13 protein-coding genes are annotated in these 18,288 nt (G+C 43.1%); 3 read left to right on the top strand and 10 right to left on the bottom strand.

Features of this window, described 5'->3' with window-relative positions; genetic code table 11:
- Positions 1-74: 74 nt before the first annotated feature.
- From MUN53_RS00185 to MUN53_RS00140, 10 genes are all read right to left on the bottom strand, one after another.
- On the bottom strand, positions 75-1,091 hold the full coding sequence (locus MUN53_RS00185; protein ID WP_243322888.1) for a glycosyltransferase family 2 protein: 1,017 nt from the start codon (positions 1,089-1,091) through the stop codon (positions 75-77).
- Positions 1,092-1,106: 15 nt separating this feature from the next.
- A complete protein-coding gene (locus tag MUN53_RS00180; protein WP_243322887.1) occupies positions 1,107-2,666 on the bottom strand; it encodes an MBOAT family O-acyltransferase in 1,560 nt (519 codons plus the stop codon).
- Positions 2,663-4,054 carry a GDSL-type esterase/lipase family protein gene (locus MUN53_RS00175; RefSeq protein ID WP_243322885.1) on the bottom strand — a complete coding sequence of 464 codons (1,392 nt, stop codon included), beginning with the start codon at positions 4,052-4,054 and terminating at the stop codon, positions 2,663-2,665. Before MUN53_RS00175 ends, MUN53_RS00180 begins: the two co-directional genes overlap by 4 nt.
- Positions 4,032-5,474 (bottom strand): SGNH/GDSL hydrolase family protein, encoded by a 1,443-nt coding sequence (locus MUN53_RS00170; RefSeq protein ID WP_243322883.1) that lies wholly within the window; start codon positions 5,472-5,474, stop codon positions 4,032-4,034. Before MUN53_RS00170 ends, MUN53_RS00175 begins: the two co-directional genes overlap by 23 nt.
- A 50-nt stretch (positions 5,475-5,524) precedes the next feature.
- On the bottom strand, positions 5,525-6,823 hold the full coding sequence (locus tag MUN53_RS00165) for an MATE family efflux transporter (protein WP_243322882.1): 1,299 nt from the start codon (positions 6,821-6,823) through the stop codon (positions 5,525-5,527).
- Positions 6,820-7,422: a rhomboid family intramembrane serine protease gene (locus MUN53_RS00160; RefSeq protein ID WP_243322881.1), complete on the bottom strand. Its 603-nt coding sequence runs from the start codon at positions 7,420-7,422 to the stop codon at positions 6,820-6,822. Before MUN53_RS00160 ends, MUN53_RS00165 begins: the two co-directional genes overlap by 4 nt.
- Positions 7,423-7,456: 34 nt before the next feature.
- Positions 7,457-9,037 carry an NAD(P)/FAD-dependent oxidoreductase gene (locus MUN53_RS00155; protein ID WP_243322880.1) on the bottom strand — a complete coding sequence of 527 codons (1,581 nt, stop codon included), beginning with the start codon at positions 9,035-9,037 and terminating at the stop codon, positions 7,457-7,459.
- A gap of 38 nt (positions 9,038-9,075) precedes the next feature.
- On the bottom strand, positions 9,076-10,452 hold the full coding sequence (gene radA, locus MUN53_RS00150) for a DNA repair protein RadA (protein ID WP_243322879.1): 1,377 nt from the start codon (positions 10,450-10,452) through the stop codon (positions 9,076-9,078).
- An 82-nt stretch (positions 10,453-10,534) separates the two neighbouring features.
- Positions 10,535-12,073, bottom strand: coding sequence for a carbon-nitrogen hydrolase family protein (locus tag MUN53_RS00145; RefSeq protein WP_022455642.1), 1,539 nt, complete (start codon positions 12,071-12,073; stop codon positions 10,535-10,537).
- 99 nt (positions 12,074-12,172) lie between these two features.
- Positions 12,173-14,458, bottom strand: coding sequence for a TonB-dependent receptor (locus MUN53_RS00140; protein ID WP_394803018.1), 2,286 nt, complete (start codon positions 14,456-14,458; stop codon positions 12,173-12,175).
- Between the two features lie 173 nt (positions 14,459-14,631).
- Between MUN53_RS00140 and MUN53_RS00135 the strand changes: the two genes are divergently transcribed.
- From MUN53_RS00135 to MUN53_RS00125, 3 genes are read left to right on the top strand one after another with little or no spacing between them, the layout of a single operon-like run.
- Positions 14,632-15,537 carry an electron transfer flavoprotein subunit beta/FixA family protein gene (locus MUN53_RS00135; protein ID WP_022455640.1) on the top strand — a complete coding sequence of 302 codons (906 nt, stop codon included), beginning with the start codon at positions 14,632-14,634 and terminating at the stop codon, positions 15,535-15,537.
- A 10-nt stretch (positions 15,538-15,547) separates the two neighbouring features.
- The gene (locus tag MUN53_RS00130; protein ID WP_243322877.1) at positions 15,548-16,567 is read left to right on the top strand and encodes an electron transfer flavoprotein subunit alpha/FixB family protein; all 1,020 of its coding nucleotides are present in this window, start codon (positions 15,548-15,550) and stop codon (positions 16,565-16,567) included.
- A 3-nt stretch (positions 16,568-16,570) separates the two neighbouring features.
- Entirely contained in the window at positions 16,571-18,274 is a 1,704-nt protein-coding gene (locus MUN53_RS00125; protein WP_243322876.1) for an acyl-CoA dehydrogenase family protein, read from the top strand.
- The last annotated feature ends 14 nt before the right edge of the window (positions 18,275-18,288 follow it).

The raw sequence follows: 18,288 nt of genomic DNA, 5'->3' as shown, positions 1-18,288 counted from the left end.
TATATTTTTACACCCACAAATATAGACAATATGTTTGGATATAGCGACTCAAACCAGACTTTTTTGGTTTCTACTTACAAATCCGAAGAAGAATCTGAATCGGAACGTTCTTCTACATTATTATCTTTCCATTTCGTTGATTTATCCACTAAATAGCGAGGTCGTTTTTTCACTTCCTTATAGATTTTACCGATATATTCTCCTATAATGCCGATGGCAGTCATCATCGAACCGCCGATTAGCCAAAGAGAAACTAATAAAGATGTCCAACCAGGTATAGTTTCACCTTCCCAATAAACGACAATGGCATATATGATAACACCCACAGAAACTAAAATAAACAGCAACCCTAGTAGAACAATTCCTTGTAATGGCCGTACAGAAAAAGAAGTAATTCCGTCAGCCGCAAAACTCAACATTTTACATAACGGATATTTAGATTTGCCTGCCTGTCTTTTCTGTCGGTCATAATAAACCATAGCTGATGGAAAACCTAAAGAACTGACCAATCCGCGCAGAAACAAATTTCTTTCCGGATACTGAAGCAAAGCCCGTAAAGCCCGATTACTTATCAGACGGAAATCGGCGTGATTATAGATTACATTCCCAGTCAAACCATTCATCAGTTTATAAAACAACTGGGCAGAAGAACGTTTCAAGAAAGTATCCGTTTTTCTCTCTTTTCTGATGCCATATACAATATCGATTCCTTGCAAATAATAAGTAAGCATTTGAGGTATAACCTGAATGTCATCTTGTAAATCAGCATCTATTGAAATTGTAACGTCCGAGCGATCGGCAGCATATTCCAATCCTGCCCATAAAGCCTGCTGATGACCTGAATTATGAACTAACTTTAATCCGGCAACTTCACGCTTTTGCTGGGCATGCGATTCGATAATTTGCCATGTTCCATCTGTACTTCCATCGTCGACCAATAGAATATTACCCACTGATACTAGTTGTTGCTGTTTTAAAAGATTTATCTGCTCTGCCAAACGATTGATAGTCTCCGGCAAGACTTCTTCCTCATTATAACAAGGCACGATAATTAATAATCGAGGAATACTATTTCTGTACAGATTTTCCATGGATCTTGATTCACATTAAAACTGGAAATAAATAAAAGGTTGGACACCTGCACTCTTGAATTGGACAACTACTAAAATTGCAAGAGCCAACAAGAAAGCCTGAACTGCCAAAGGTGAATCCGTTACCCACTTTTGTAAATAGTTTTCTGCTCTTTTCGGAACGAAGTGGAATATATATCCGATAATCATCAAAGCAAAAACACCTTTATAACCAGTTACGAATTGGACAAACACTTCCGGGTGAAAGTTTGTACCTATTTGAGTCAGCATTTCTCCCACTTTTTGCATCGAATCGGCCCTGAATAAAATCCATCCAAAACAAACCAAGTGAAATGTGATCAGCACACCAACGATACGGCGAAAAGGACTCATCTCACTTCCCACCTTCTTAAAACTAGGAAAGGCAGACATTACAGCTTTGTGGATAGCTAATGCGATTCCATGCAAAGCTCCCCAAAGAATAAAACGTACGGAAGCACCATGCCATAAACCACCCAAAAGCATTGTAAGGAACAAGTTTATATAGGTACGTCTTTTCCCCTTTCGGTTTCCTCCTAACGAAATATACAGATAATCTTTCAACCAACTAGACAAAGATATATGCCATCGTCTCCAAAACTCAGTAATCGTAGCCGACTGATAAGGAGAGTCAAAGTTGATATTAAATCGGAAACCCAACAAAAGAGCAATTCCAATTGCCATATCCGAATATCCGGAAAAATCGCAATAGATTTGTAAAGTATAACCATAAACACCCATCAGATTTTCCAAACCCGTATATAAAGCCGGTGCATCAAAGACGCGATCGACAAAATTCAGACTGATATAATCGGAAATCACGCATTTCTTAAACAAACCACATAGGATTAAGAATATACCTTCACCAAACTCATCCTTTGATACAATAGGATTCCGATAGATTTGTGGAATGAAATCACGTGCTCTGACAATAGGTCCGGCTACTAATTGTGGAAAGAACGAGACATAAAACAAATAATCAATCCATCGATTCAAAGGTTGAATACGTCCTCGATAAACATCAATCACATAACTGATGCTTTGAAAAGTGAAGAATGATATTCCTACCGGAAGGAATATCTGCAAAGGAACAACCTCCAATGATGCCCAAGGTTGATAATGAAACCAAACTCCTAATTCACGCAAGAAGGATGAACCTAAATCCAATAAAAAGTTGAAATACTTAAAATAAGCCAACATACCCAGATTCACACAAAGGCTTAATGTCACCATCCACTTTTTCTTCCAGGTTTCATCCAAGCGCATCATGATTCTGGCTATAAGAAAATCTGAACTAGCTGTCAAAATCAGTAAGCCAAACCACAGTCCACTACTTTTATAGTAAAAATAAAGAGAAAATAACGTGACATAAATAATTCTTGCCAATGTATGTTTTCGTAAGGCAACATAAAATAACGAGAAAAGGCAAAATAGACAGAAGAACAATCCACTACTGAACAACATGGGTTCTTCCGGATGATAGACAAGTAATTCACCCAATTTACTCCATGAAAAGCCTTCAAACAATCCCGTTTGTATCATATCTAATGTATTCATAATTTATCCTCCATCGGCTGATTGATTACTCTTTGTCTAAGATGAGCATTATAGGCATTCATCAGCGCTCTATATAATAATACGCCTTGATCCTGATAGCCTCGCTGCGTAAAATGAATCCGGTCTTTGCTTAGTAAATGCTGAGTTTGCCACTTTCGGCAGGAGTTTTTCCCGCCGGTTGCTGTAAATAAATCCCAACAAACTATACCTTCCTCTTGAGCTATCTGCCTTAAAGCTGCTGCAGCCTTTTCCGTATTCTCATTTCTTACATAAATCCGTTTCTTCTTGACATAAGTCCTTTTATAACATTCCGGCGGTGTAGTTAATATAATCTCAGTCTCTGGCATGACTTCCTTTACCAGCGACAGAAACCGATGGACTTGTTCGCTGAATTCAAGACCGGAAAAGTTCCTGCCGAAAGTTTCATTGGTTCCAAGAGAGATGATTAAAAGTTGGGGGCGAAGCAACGAAAGCCGTTGCAGATATTCCTTATCTGTATAATTTACATACATAGCTCCATTCACACCTATAGAATGATACAATATCCCCGGTTGTCCGTTCGTTAGCGAAAATCCATAATAGGTATTATTAAAGGAAGATGCCGGCAACAACAAATCTGTTCCTTGTTTGCGTCGGGTACTGTGGAGTAGCAACGTATCAGTCATACGACTCAATCGGAAAGTATCTGCTTTTACGCCGGCATATACAACCGAATCAGCCAAGGAAGCTTCTGCAATCTTTTTACTTTCATCTGTTGGAAGCATGGGCATGGCATTGTACCGTCGATATAAGATCGCTTGATTAAAGGCATAACCGGCGCCATTATTGGGAGCGATACGTACATTCAAATTAATAGATGACGACATGCTTCTGACTCCTATTCCGCCCATTCCTACAGATGTCTTCCGTTTCCGTTGAATACAACGCCCGGCAATCCAGTCACGAACAGAGGAAGTAATAAAATAATCATCAGGTTCGTTTGTCCGGCTTAGCTTAAATGGAGCAATCCAGCCCCGACCGGCATTTCCAAATTCATCTTGTAGCAGACGCATGACTTTACCACTATATTTGCCGGCTTGAATATGTGAATCTCCGAGATGAACAATTGTCAGTACCGTATCCTTTCTTGCCTTCAAAGAATCAAGCATGGAGAAAAAGCGCTCCAAAGGTTGCACACTGTCTGATGGGAACAATAAAGTATCACGTTCTTCTACTAACATTCCCGGTAATGGTAATGGAAGTTCCACAGCTGTCGGTCCCGTCTCATGAATAGCTTCAACTTTTTTGGGGGAACGAAGCAAAGATTGTGCCCAAACAGACATCGTCAAGACAATTCCTATGAAAATACCAATTGTTCGCATCCGACTATTTCTGTTCTGCATTTTCATAAAACTCCATTTCAGACATTAAAGCATCCATGAGGATACGAGCCAACTGACGGCCACCACCAAATCCAAGATGCGTATAATCTTTACTTGCCCAATTATTCTCTACATAACGGGCCATACTATTCTTCCCTCCCATGGCTCCATACGTATTCCAGAATGGTGTTCCTGCTCTTTTCGCCGCCTGCCTTTGGGCATGTAACAGGGCTAATACCGAAGGCATCGTATAAAATGTTCCATTCTCTTGGCGACTACGGTCGGAAACACCCATTAACATCACATCTGCTGTCGGGAAACAATGTCGTATATGATGAATGACTTTTTCCATTCTTTTGCCATACCAGCCATATTGCATGACACTGTCGTTCGCAACATTCAAACCATATTGTAAGATAATCAAATCGTATGGCCGAATATCATTAAATGCCCGACATTGGATAGAATCTAATCGTTCCAACACCAAACCTGAATTCCCCCGCATGGAAAAGTTATCTACAACAACCCCTTCTTCATTTTCCATAGCTACACCCAATGCCCTGAATCCAGTTGCATGAGAAAAACTAAATCCTGCTTTATTGATAATCCCTTTCCATTCATACTGAGCCATCGTCTGTGTTGGCGGCAAATTAACCAGCATTGAATCAGAAGATCCTTCCATAGAGATACGGACCTGAGTAGAAAGATTATTCTCATAGATTAATTTCAGGGAAGAAACCGAATCCAGTTCAGGATATTTATCTGTTGCTTCTATTGAAAAAGCAGCCTTGTCTTCTTCTGCTTCAAATGTCAGGCAGCTTAGTGTATAAGCATGTTCCTGATCTGTCAACATAGACCAAGTTTTCCAGCCGGCAGGAGTTGTCTTCACAGTAGGACGATATTGTGCCGCCGGAGAAGAAATGGGGACAAAACCAACACCTCGTCCGCCAAATCTTTTCTGCATCAACGAGCGGAAATCTGCTACTAAAATATCTCCTTCTATAAACGAATCACCCATAAAACCGATCCGGACTGGTCGGTTCAAAGATGTCCGGTTCCGTAATGCAGTAAAGAAACGATTCAGTCCGATATGGCCAACCGAATAATCTTCTATTCGAATACCCGTAGAATCAGCTCCTTCCACAGCATACAGGGCTTTATATAATGAATCTCTTAATGCTAAAGCTACGGAATCAATTCCAGCTTTTTCTTGTGCCAAACGCTGTAAAGCGACAGAATCAACAGTCAATGTATCTTCTTCCAACCACGACTGTTGCAATGTATCAACGGCAGCAATGGTCGATTTTTCTCTCAAATCAGCAAATAAGTCTATTCGTTTCACTGGATAACCTGCTATCTGTTCGGGTAAGTAATAGAACGCACAGCAGAATATAAACGTCAGAAACAATAACAATAGTAACCTGCTCAAACGATTTTCTACAATCATCAATTCTAATCTCCTATTAAAGTCCGCAAAAATAGATAATCTATTTTAATTCATCTCTCTGATTTCAACAGAATCTTTCGTGCCAATCCGGTTTGAACCAGACCCCGCAGGAACAAATAAGCGATAAAAGCCATCCACAAGGCATGGTTTCCCATTCGTTGCTGAAATATTCCTTGTAAAATAAAGAATGAAATCGAAGCAACCAACATCGAATATAGCATCTGGCGGGAAGCTGTAGCTCCAATATAGATTCCATCCCATAAAAAGGCAGCCATGCCGGCTAATGGAATAGCCAGTACCCAATAGAAATAGTCTGAAGAAGCATTCAATACCTCTTGTTCGTTTGTCAGTAAGCTCAGGAATGAACTTCCTCCTATACCATATAATAAGGTAAAGGCAAGAGCCAATCCAACACCCCAAGCAAACAAAGTCTGGATCATACGTGTTAAGTCTGCCTGATTATGTGCGCCGACATAGCGACCGGTCAAAGCTTCTCCTGCATAGGCAAAACCATCCATGATGTATGAATATAAGGTAAACAGCTGCATCATCAGCGTATTTACAGCCAGAATAATATCGCCTTGTTCGGCTCCCCGAGAAGTAAAATAAGTTGTTACCGCGACCAGACATAAAGTTCGGAAGAAAATATCCCGGTTCAGTATGAAAAAGGAACGCATGGCCTCATAGTCTGTCAACATTTGCCAGTTCAGCTTTTGCCATAATCGGCGATAATAACCATACCATAATAACGAAGCCATCAGCAATCCGGCATATTGGGCAACCAGCGTTCCCATGGCAACGCCTGCTACTCCACGGTTCCAGACAAATACAAAGAACAAACTGGCAGCAATATTGACAACATTTTGTGTAATGGCTATGTACATCGGGAAACGCGAATTCTGCATACCTACAAACCAACCCGCAAAACTATATAAACCTAATACCGCTGGAGCGCCCCATATACAAATCCGGAAATAAAGAGAGGCCAGTTCTTTAATAGCTGGTGTTGCATCAATCAATGTAAAAGCGACTTTCAGGATTGGATATTGAAGCAAGATCAGCAACAAGGCCAGTCCAAAGGCTATTCCTAGCGAACGGACAAACAATAGGATAACTTCTGCCAAATCACGTCTTCCATAGGCTTGGGCAGTTAGTCCGCTGGCACCCATCCGTAGAAAGCCGAAAATCCAATAGATCATACTAAACAACATACCACCCACAGCAATAGCTCCGATGTAAATAGCCGAACCTAAATGTCCCACGATGGAAACATCCACCAAGCCGAGCAGAGGAACGGTAATATTCGAAATAATCGAAGGAAAAGCCAACCCTAGTATCCGTTTATTCATCGTCCTATCAATGCTCCTAAGAATAACTTCACCAACGAAGGGTTTAACAGAGCGGGCAGTAAAAAGCCAAACAAAGCACCCAGGAAATGGGCATTATGGTTGATATGGTCGCTCGCCTGCTTGGCCATATACTGACAATACAATAAGTAAATGACTCCGAAGAGTATTCCCGGTATAGGCAACAGGGCAAAGAAATAGATTTTTCCCCATGGATCGAAAAAGATAGAAGAAAACAGAACGGCCGAAACGGCTCCTGAAGCACCAATAGACAAATAATATGGATTGTCTTTTTGTTTCGCCAGATCAAAGGAAGAAGCAAAGATCATTCCTCCGAAATACAAAAGAAGGAAGCCCCACTTCCCAAGTCCTACGTATTGGTAGTATTGCTCCATATAGGTACCGAACGACCAGAAGGTAAACATATTTACCACCAGGTGAGTCATATCGGCATGTACAAATCCATGGGTAACGACCCGATACCATTCCTGTCGGTGGATTACCTGATAAGGACTCAAGGCCAGTTTCATCGCCAGCGTCTGATTTCCAAAACAGATGAAAGAGACTACTACGGTTATTCCCAAAATCAAATAGGTTATCATAAGCTCTGTTTATGTCTATTATCTTTCCTTTTTCTTATTTCAATAATTCAGCCACCATCTCGGCACAGCGTTCTCCATCAATAGCAGCCGACACAATGCCTCCGGCATATCCGGCTCCTTCTCCACAAGGGAAAAGACCACGCAAAGTGACATGTTGCAGGAGTTCTTTATCACGCAAGATACGAACGGGCGAAGAGGTTCGTGTTTCCACTCCTATCATCAGGGCTTCATTAGTTAAAAAGCCTCTGGAGACTTTCCCAAAGTGACGGAATCCTTCGCGCAACCGATGGGTGATAAATTCTGGCATCCAGAAATGAAGAGGCGAAGATAATACGCCGGGCGTATAGGATGTGGCAGGCAAATCTGCCGACAGGCGTTTATGAATAAAATCGTCCATCCGCTGAGACGGAGCCGTCTGTCGCTGGTTCCCGTTGAGCCAGCAAAGTTCTTCCAGCCGCTCCTGAAAAGCCATCAATGCCAAAGGCGAATCAGCCGGGACTTTCATCTCCTGCCCTTTCATCAGTTCGGGATAATCTTCCGGACGGATTTCTACAACCATTCCGGAATTAGACCAATACGACCCACGGTTGGATGGAGACATTCCATTGACAACAATCTGTCGGGGGCCGCTGGCTGCCGGTACAACAAAACCACCCGGACACATACAAAATGAATAAACGCCTCGTCCTTGTACTTGTGTGACGAAACTGTATTCGGCAGCTGGTAAATACTTACCTCTACCTTCCTTCCGGTGATATTGAATCTGATCTATCAATTGCTGCGGATGTTCCAGACGGACGCCCACGGCAATACCTTTCGCCTCAATCGGGATTTGGGCATTATATAGATAATAATAGACATCGCGGGCAGAATGTCCTGTGGCCAGAATAACCGGTCCCATAAATGTCTCTCCTGTCTGTGTTTCTATACCGATCACTTCGTTGTCGCGGATAATCAATCGGTCCATCCGGGTTTCAAAGTGTACTTCTCCACCCGACCGAAGGATTTGTTCGCGCATATTCTCAATCACACGCGGCAGTTTGTCCGTCCCGATATGCGGATGCGCATCCGACAGGATCGACGGACTGGCCCCGTGTTGGCAGAATACATTCAGGATCTTCTCGACCGAACCCCGCTTCTTACTTCGCGTATAGAGTTTACCGTCTGAATAAGCGCCGGCACCTCCTTCTCCGAAGCTGTAATTCGACTCCGGATTCACCAGATGTTCCCGACTGATACGGGCAATATCCTTTTTCCGTTCCCGTACATTCTTGCCTCGTTCTACTACAATCGGACGAAGTCCCAATTCGATGGCGCGCAAGGCAGCAAACAAACCTCCGGGTCCTGCTCCGACAATCACTACGGGCTTTCCCGACGAAACATCTCCGTATGTTACCGACTGATAAGCCGGTGTTGTCGGATCTTCCTCAATAAAGGCCTGTACTTTCAGATTCACAAATATCGTGCGCTGCCGGGCATCGATCGAACGCTTCAGAATACGGACAGCATGAATGTCTGTTACCGATAAAGCCAACTCCCGGGAAAGCACCGTCTTTAAAGCCTGCTCGTTGGCAGCTTCTTCCGGCAATATGCGTAATTGTATTTCTTTAATCATGTAAGTCAATCATTAATCAATGATAAATTATACCGAGATTAACCGAACAGCTGCCGGAACGCCTCTTCCACTTTCCGGACCTGCACAATCTGAATCCGGCAACGGCTCGTATCAAAACCTTTCAAATTATTATAGGGAATCAGAATACGGGAAAAACCCAGCTTTTCTGCCTCCATGATTCGTTGTTCAATCCGATTTACCGGACGGATCTCGCCCGACAAGCCTACTTCACCTGCCATACAAACGCCTGGTTCGATGGAGATATCCAGACTTGACGACAGAACGGCTGCCAACACGGCCAAATCGATTGCCGGATCATTGACACGCAAACCACCGGCAATATTCAGGAAAACGTCTTTCTGAGCCAGCTTGAATCCGGCACGTTTCTCCAATACCGCCAGCAACATATTCATCCGCCGGATATCAAAACCGGTGGCACTTCGTTGCGGCGTCCCATAAACGGCGGAACTTACCAAAGCCTGCGTTTCAATCAAGAACGGACGAATTCCTTCGATGGCAGCGGCAATGGCTACTCCACTCAATCCTTCATGGTTCTGCGTAAGCAATAATTCCGATGGATTACTTACCTCGCGCAAACCTTCTTGCCGCATCTCATAAATTCCCAATTCGGCAGTACTACCGAAACGGTTCTTGATACTGCGAAGAATCCGATACATATAATGTTGGTCGCCTTCGAACTGTAAAACGGTATCAACGATATGTTCCAACACCTTAGGTCCGGCAATGCTTCCTTCCTTATTAATATGACCGATCAGCAATACCGGCACTCCGCTTTCCTTGGCAAACTTCAGAATCGCAGCACTACACTCGCGCACCTGAGAAACACTGCCCGGAGAAGATTCGACCAGCTCGGTAAAAATCGTTTGAATAGAATCGATAATCAACAAATCGGGTTGCACATTCTGAGCCTGCACGAATATCTGTTCCAGATTGGTCTCGCATAAGATCAGGCAATTCTGACTATCTGGAGCCAGACGATCCGCCCGCATTTTCAACTGACGGTAACTTTCTTCCCCGGAAACATACAAGACTTTCAAATCATGCAACTTGAGGATTGTCTGCAAAACCAAGGTAGATTTTCCGATTCCCGGTTCACCGCCAATCAATACCAAAGATCCTTTCACCAAGCCACCGCCCAACACACGGTTCAACTCCTGGTCTTTCAAATCCAATCGGTCTTCCTTCTCCGCTGTAATATCCCGAAGCAATACCGGACGCGCCTGTCCTCTTTCGCTCAAACCGGAAGGAACCGGACGCTTGGCAGAAGGGACTTCTTTCGTAACAACCTCTTCCACATACGTATTCCATTCTCCGCAATTCGGACATTTCCCTAACCATTTCGGAGAATCAGCCCCGCAATGAGAACAAACATAAACCGTCTTTGTCTTTGCCATTTACCTTTATAATTATATACAAAAGACACGAAGTCCGCGTGTTCATACGAACGGCGTTATCTTCGTGTCTTTGTTTAAATGCTTATTTATTTTTTTTCAATCGAACTTCATACAAATCATTCCGGCGATCTTTCAAATTGCGTACGCTTCCATAGGTATGTAATTCACTCAACAAATCCAGATCGACATCCGATACCAGAATCATTTCAGTATTCGGTGTTGCTTCTGCCCGGTTTCCATCCGTTGGGAAGGCAAAGTCACACGGAGTGAAGACTCCCGACTGAGCGTACTGAATATCCATATTGTGTACACGCGGTAAGTTACCCACACTACCGGCAATGACTACGAAACATTCATTTTCAATGGCACGAGCCTGAGCACAGACCCGAACTCTTGAATAGGCATTCTGCGTATCAGTTAAATAAGGAACGAACAATATCTGCATCCCTTGTTCAGCCATGATACGGGATAATTCCGGGAACTCAACATCATAACAAATCAAGACACCTATCTTAGCTGAATCCGTTTCAAAGGTTTGTACTTTCTTTCCTCCCGAAAGTCCCCAGCTTTTAGCTTCATCCGGTGTAATATGAATTTTCTCATATGTCTCATAAGAACCATCCCGACGGCATAAGAATCCTACATTATATAAACCGTCTTCACGGATCTGAGGCATACTTCCTGTAATGATATTGATATTATAACTGATAGCCAGCTCAACAAAGCGTTTCCGCATCTCATCCGTATACTGAGCTAACTCACGGATAGCCTCTGACTCACTCATGTGATTGAATTTTGCCATCAGCGGAGCATTGAAATATTCCGGGAACAGGATGAAATCACTTTTATAGTCCGACACTGCATCCACAAAGAATTCAACTTGCTCGAAGACGTCATTTAAGCTCTTATACGGACGCATCTGCCATTGAACCAAACCTACCCGAACCGTTGTTTTTGAAGCAATCACTTCTGGTTTCGGCTGATAGTAAATATTATCCCATTGCAACAAGGTCGCATAATGCTTTGACTCTTCATCGTTCGGCAGATAATTAGTCATCACTTTTCGCACATGGAAATCGTTTGACAACTGGAACGTCAGAACCGGATCATATATTTCTTTCTTGCGGACCTTATCGATATATTCTTTGGGACGCATGACATCCGCATATTTATGATAATTCGGAATACGTCCACCAAACATAATCGCTTTCAAGTTCAGGCTTTCGCAAAGTTCCTTCCGATAATCATACATACGACGGGCCAGACGTAATCCACGATAATCCGGATGTATAAAGACTTCTATACCATATAGAATATTACCTTTCGGATTATGTGTATTGAAAGTTTCTTTCCCTGTTACATCGGCATAAGTATGATCATTCTTGACACGATCATAATCAACGATAATTGAAAGGGCACAACCAACTATCTTATTATCAACAACCGTTACAACCTGTCCTTCGGGGAAAATAGTAAGTAATTTTTCGATCTGCTCTTTCGTCCAGAACACATCCGAACCATCAGAATAAACACGTCTGAACGATTGAGCTAACTGCTTATAATCCGTCATCTGCAACGGACGGACAATTACTTTGTTAATGTTTTGAGAATGTTGTTCCATCACAATCTGTGTATTTAGCCCACAAAAGTACAAACTAAAACGCCAACGATTATCCTTTTCTCCCTAGAAAAGCAGAAAATATTACATAAGTCGTCGTTCTTACAGAGTCAGCGATACTTCTACTCCTACTTGCAAGGGTTTTCCCAGCTGGATAAACGGATTGCCAAACGATTCAAAGTAAAAGGCAGAATAAGTCGTATTCGTTAAGTTCTTAGACCAGACACTCACATTGATTTTGTCTTTACGAACGCCTGCCCGCGCATTTAAGGTCAGATAAAAATTCTGGCTGATATCATTATATTCTGTCCAAAAGATCTTCCCCGTTCCGTTTAACTGAGCTGAAGCATAGACTTGGTCCAGCCATTTGCCTTGTAGACTTTTTGAATATTGCAAGCCCAAACTCATGGTGTGACGCGGCGTATAAGGAACATAATTCCCTTTGAAGTCATCCTTTCCATTATTATAATCTCGGAAAGTCGCATGCGTATAACCATAATTCAAATCGGCCGTCAAACCTGTCGCCAGTAAAGCATGAGCCGAAGCTTCTACACCAAAGCTACGCGCTTTTCCTGCATTGGCCAAGACTCGTCCGTTACCACTATTCACAAACTTGGTTATCTGTAAATCCTGAATATCCATCAAAAAGGTAGTAAGCTCCGTACTCAGGCGATTCTTGATCAGCTCACTTCGGATACCCAATTCGTAATTCCAGCTCTTTTCCGGCTTATAGGCAGCGACTTCTTCCACGGGAGTTGGCTTTTCGATTTCAACCGGAATCATCGAACTGAAAGCAGACATCATATCATATTTCATCTGAGCCTGCATCACATCTGCCGACATCTGTACGTTATAACCGCCCGTTTTATATCCCTTCGCTACCGATACGTATGTATATGTAGAAGGAGAACATTCATATTTCAATGAGACCTTCGGCAAAAATTCCCAGAAATCCTGCGAAGCGTGTACATCCATCACGGTAGCATCATAGAAGGAACTCAACGGTATTTCTGTTTCTCCGAAACTGGCCGCCATGTTCATTTTGGCTTCTCCCGTATATCCTAATTTCTGTTTTTCATAATCCAAACGGACACCTGCCGTTACTGATAAACCATCAACGAAAAGATTATTGTATGTTGACTGGTGGAAAAGAGCCAATCCAAACGAAGGTGTATCAAAGTTACCCGGGATATACAATTCTTTGTCCGTAATCTTCAGGGCAGGCATTTTCGGATTATCAGCATCTTCCTTGATTTTGTCGAATACCGGTTGCAGAACTTCTTTGATACCATCTTCCTTGAATGTAACAGGTCCGTCGGTATTCAAGCTATTATAAAAGCCATACAGACCAAATGACCACTGATAATTCTGGGCCGAATTACTTTTTATCGCTACTTCTTCACTGAATGCATGCTGTTTCTGTTTCTGATTCAAGGTAAAGATTGATTTAGGAGAGAAATCCTGATCCATCAGCATATCGTCATTCAGATATTGATAACCGGTTGTACTGCTTAACAATATCTGATCTGTCTTATACTCCAACAAAAGGCTGTTGGCTACCATGGTTCGCGTATAAGACGAAGGATCGTTGATATTCACCAGTGCAACCGATCCGGAAGCCGCATCATATAAACCATAAGGGAAAGCGCCTTGATCCGAATAATCGGCAGACAAAGTATAAGCCATCCGGAAATTAGGATTAAAACGACCCTCCAAGCGGATACGTCCACCAACCGATTGTTCATTATCGGCTTTCTTCCCCGTATATTCATTCGTAAAGAAACCACTGTTCCGATCGTAATACACACCGGCAGTAAACCCGAACTTATCATTGATTACACCATAATGCGAAGCCTTTACTTTAACCTGTCCGTAGTTACCAGCCGAGACTGAAAGCTTTTTTCCTTGGAAATCAAAGGGAGAAATCGTATAAATATTGACAATACCACCCATAGCATTACGTCCATATAAGGTTCCTTGCGGACCACGCAATACTTCAATCCGCTGGATATCGGTCAGTTCAAAGTCGAATGTACTTTTATCCAGATAAGGAACGTTATCAACATACATCCCGATAGACTGTCCGCTGCTTCGGGCTCCAATACCACGAATATAAATGGCTGAAGTCAATTTGGCTCCGTAGTCGGGCATATAGAGATTCGGCACAAACGAACTGATGTCTTTCAAGGCATCTATCTGCCGCCCGATAATCTGCTGGGGCGATAAAATCGTTACAGAACCGGGAAGTTTCCGCAAATCGTTCGTCTCTTTTGTTGAAGACGTCAGGACAACTTCTTCTATATTATATGTACGGATCGTATCTTTAGGATTGATTTCATCCGCCATGACAAATTCTGAGCCTGCCAACAGAATTGTCGCGATGAACATTTGTTCTTTTTTCATTTCCACTACTTGGTATATTGTTTTCGATTGCAAAGGAAAGACAATTTGCCTAACCAGACAATCACTACAATTAGTGATTTTTTGATACATTCTTTCCTAATCTCAATTTAATAATTACTTTTGCAAGCAAAGAAAAAACGAATATAATATCCAATAAAATGAGTTTACGAATTATTGTATTAGCAAAACAGGTTCCCGACACACGAAATGTCGGAAAGGATGCCATGAAAGAAGACGGAACTGTTAACCGTGCCGCACTTCCTGCCATATTCAATCCAGAAGACCTGAACGCTTTAGAACAGGCTTTACGCCTGAAAGACACACATCCGGGATCAACTGTCACACTGTTGACAATGGGTCCGGGTCGTGCAGCAGAAATAATCAGAGAAGGTTTATATCGTGGTGCTGACGGAGGTTATCTACTTACCGACAGAGCTTTCGCCGGAGCTGATACGCTGGCAACATCGTATGCACTGGCTACTGCCATCAAGAAGATCCAAGATTACGATGTCATCATCGGAGGTCGACAGGCAATTGACGGTGATACGGCTCAAGTTGGTCCGCAGGTAGCAGAGAAACTGGGCCTGACACAGATTACGTATGCCGAAGAAATCCTGAATGTTGATGAAGAGAACCGGCGTATTACGGTAAAACGTCATATTGACGGTGGTGTAGAAACGGTTGAAGGTCCGCTGCCTATCGTCATTACCGTAAATGGTTCAGCAGCTCCTTGCCGTCCGCGTAATGCCAAACTGGTACAAAAGTATAAACGAGCATTAGGAAAACAGGAAAAAGCGCCGGCTCCAGCTTGCCATCCTGATGGAACTCCCGCTCTTAAATATGCGGAATTATATGAGACTCGTCCTTATCTGAATATTCCGGAATGGAGTGTAGCCGACGTGAATGGCGACTTGAAACAATGTGGCTTGTCGGGTTCTCCGACAAAGGTTAAGTCTATCCAGAACATTGTTTTCCAGGCCAAGGAAAGCAAGACTCTGACCAGCTCGGATAAAGATATTGAAGATTTGATTGTTGAACTGTTAGCCAATCATACGATTGGATAAAAATATACCTATGAATAACGTATTTGTATATTGTGAACTTGAAGGCACAACCGTTGCTGATGTAAGTCTCGAACTACTGACAAAAGGTAGAAAATTAGCCAATCAATTGGGCTGCCAGCTGGAAGCCATCATTGCCGGTACAAACTTGAACGGTGTAGAAAGCCAAGTGCTTCCATACGGTGTTGACAAAGTACATGTATTCGATGCTCCGGGACTTTTCCCTTATACTACTTTGCCTCACGCTTCCATTCTAATCAATTTGTTTAAGGAAGAAAAACCGCAGATCTGTCTGATGGGAGCAACTGTTATCGGACGCGATTTAGGTCCTCGTGTTTCTTCTGCCCTGACCAGTGGTTTGACAGCCGACTGTACTTCTTTGGAAATTGGTTCACACGAAGATAAGAAAGCCGGTAAGACATACGAAAACCTGTTGTATCAGATTCGTCCGGCCTTCGGTGGTAACATCGTTGCTACGATCATCAATCCGGAACATCGCCCGCAAATGGCCACTGTTCGTGAAGGTGTGATGAAGAAAGAAGTATTGGATCCGAACTATCAGGGCGAAGTTATCCGCCATGATGTAGCGAAATATGTTCCGGAAACAGACTTCGTTGTAAAAGTTATCGACCGTCATGTTGAGAAAGCTAAGCACAACTTGAAAGGTGCTCCTATCGTCATCGCCGGTGGTTACGGCATGGGATCAAAAGAAGGATTCGACATGTTGTTCGAATTGGCAAAAGAACTTCATGCTGAAGTCGGCGCCAGCCGTGCAGCTGTTGACGCTGGATTCTGTGAACACGATCGTCAGATTGGTCAAACCGGTGTAACGGTTCGTCCGAAATTATATATTGCATGTGGTATCTCCGGACAAATCCAACACATTGCCGGTATGCAGGATGCGGGTATTATCATTTCTATCAATAATGATGAAAATGCCCCGATCAATACGATTGCCGACTATGTTATCAACGGTACCGTTGAAGAAGTGATTCCGAAGATGATCAAGTATTACAAAAAGAATAGTAAATAAGATATGGCTAACTTTTATTTAGATAATCCCAGCCTGAAGCACCACCTGCATCATCCGTTGATGGAGCGTATTGTTGAGCTGAAAGAACGCGGCTTTGCCGATAAAGATAAATATGATTATGCACCTCAGGATTTTGAGGATGCCATGGATAGTTATGAAAAAGTATTGGAAATCGTTGGTGAAATCTGTGGAGACATCATCGCACCCAATGCTGAAAGTGTAGATCATGAAGGTCCTTCTGTAGCAAATGGTCGTGTGACTTATGCCAAAGGAACTCAGGAAAACCTGGATGCCGTACGTAAAGCCGGCCTGATGGGTATTGCCATGCCTCGCCGTTATGACGGTCTGAATTTCCCGATTGTACCTTATATTATGGCTGCCGATATGGTTTCTCGTGCAGATGCCGGCTTTGAAAACCTTTGGGGTTTGCAGGACTGTGCCGAAACATTGTACGAATTTGGTAGCGAAGACCAGCGTCAGCGTTACATTCCGCGCGTATGTGCCGGCGAAACGATGTCAATGGACTTGACTGAACCGGATGCCGGTTCTGACTTGCAGTCTGTCATGTTGAAAGCGACATTCAGCGAAGCAGACAACTGCTGGTACTTGAATGGCGTAAAACGTTTCATCACCAACGGCGACGCAGATATTCATCTGGTACTGGCTCGTTCGGAAGAAGGAACACATGATGGTCGTGGTTTGTCTATGTTTATTTACGACAAACGCAACGGAGGTGTTAATGTTCGCCGCATTGAAAACAAGATGGGTATCAAAGGTTCTCCTACTTGTGAATTGGTATTCAAGAATGCTAAGGCAGAACTTTGCGGTGACCGTAAGTTAGGTCTGATCAAATATGTCATGGCTTTGATGAATGGTGCCCGTTTAGGTATCATGGCTCAGGCTGTCGGATTAAGCGAAGCAGCTTATCGGGAAGGTTACGCTTATGCTCTCGACCGTAAGCAGTTCGGTAAAGCGATCATACAGTTCCCGGCTATCTACGAAATGCTTTCACTGATGCGTGCCAAGGCGGATGCTTCACGTGCTATGCTTTACGAAACAGCTCGTTTCGTAGATGTGTACAAAGCACTCGATGATATTTCCAAAGAGCGTAAACTGACTCCGGAAGAACGCCAGGAACTGAAGAAATACAGTAAGCTGGCCGACGCCTTTACACCGATGGGTAAAGGCATGACCACCGAGTTTGCCAATCAGAATGCTTACGATGCCATTCAGATTCACGGTGGTTCCGGTTTCATGAAAGACTATACTTGCGAACGTTTGTACCGCGATGCCCGCATCACCAATATTTACGAAGGTACGACTCAGTTGCAGGTCGTAGCAGCAATCCGCCACGTCACAACCGGAACTTATCTTAACCAGTTGCACGAATACGACAAGATTGAATACAACGAAGCGTTGAAACCGTTGCAAAGTCGCCTGCAGGCAATGACTTCTAAATATGCCGAACTGGTAGATGCAGTAGCAGGCACCAAAGATACCGAATACATTGACTTCCAGGCACGCCGTTTGGTTGAGGCTGGTGCGCATTGTGTATTTGGATATCTGTTGCTTCAGGATGCAAACAAAGACGAAAGCTATCGTCGTTCTGCCGAAGTGTATATCAATTACGGAGAAGCTGAAATAGACAAAATTTATACGTTCATAAACAAATTTAATCGGGAAGATTTGGTTTATTATAAACATTAATGCGACATTTGCAT

This window comes from Parabacteroides faecalis (assembly GCF_022809355.1).
In the GTDB taxonomy this organism is placed as follows: domain Bacteria; phylum Bacteroidota; class Bacteroidia; order Bacteroidales; family Tannerellaceae; genus Parabacteroides; species Parabacteroides faecalis.
The sequence above is the reverse complement of the archived record's forward strand: the minus strand, read 5'-3'. Positions and strand labels throughout refer to the sequence as shown.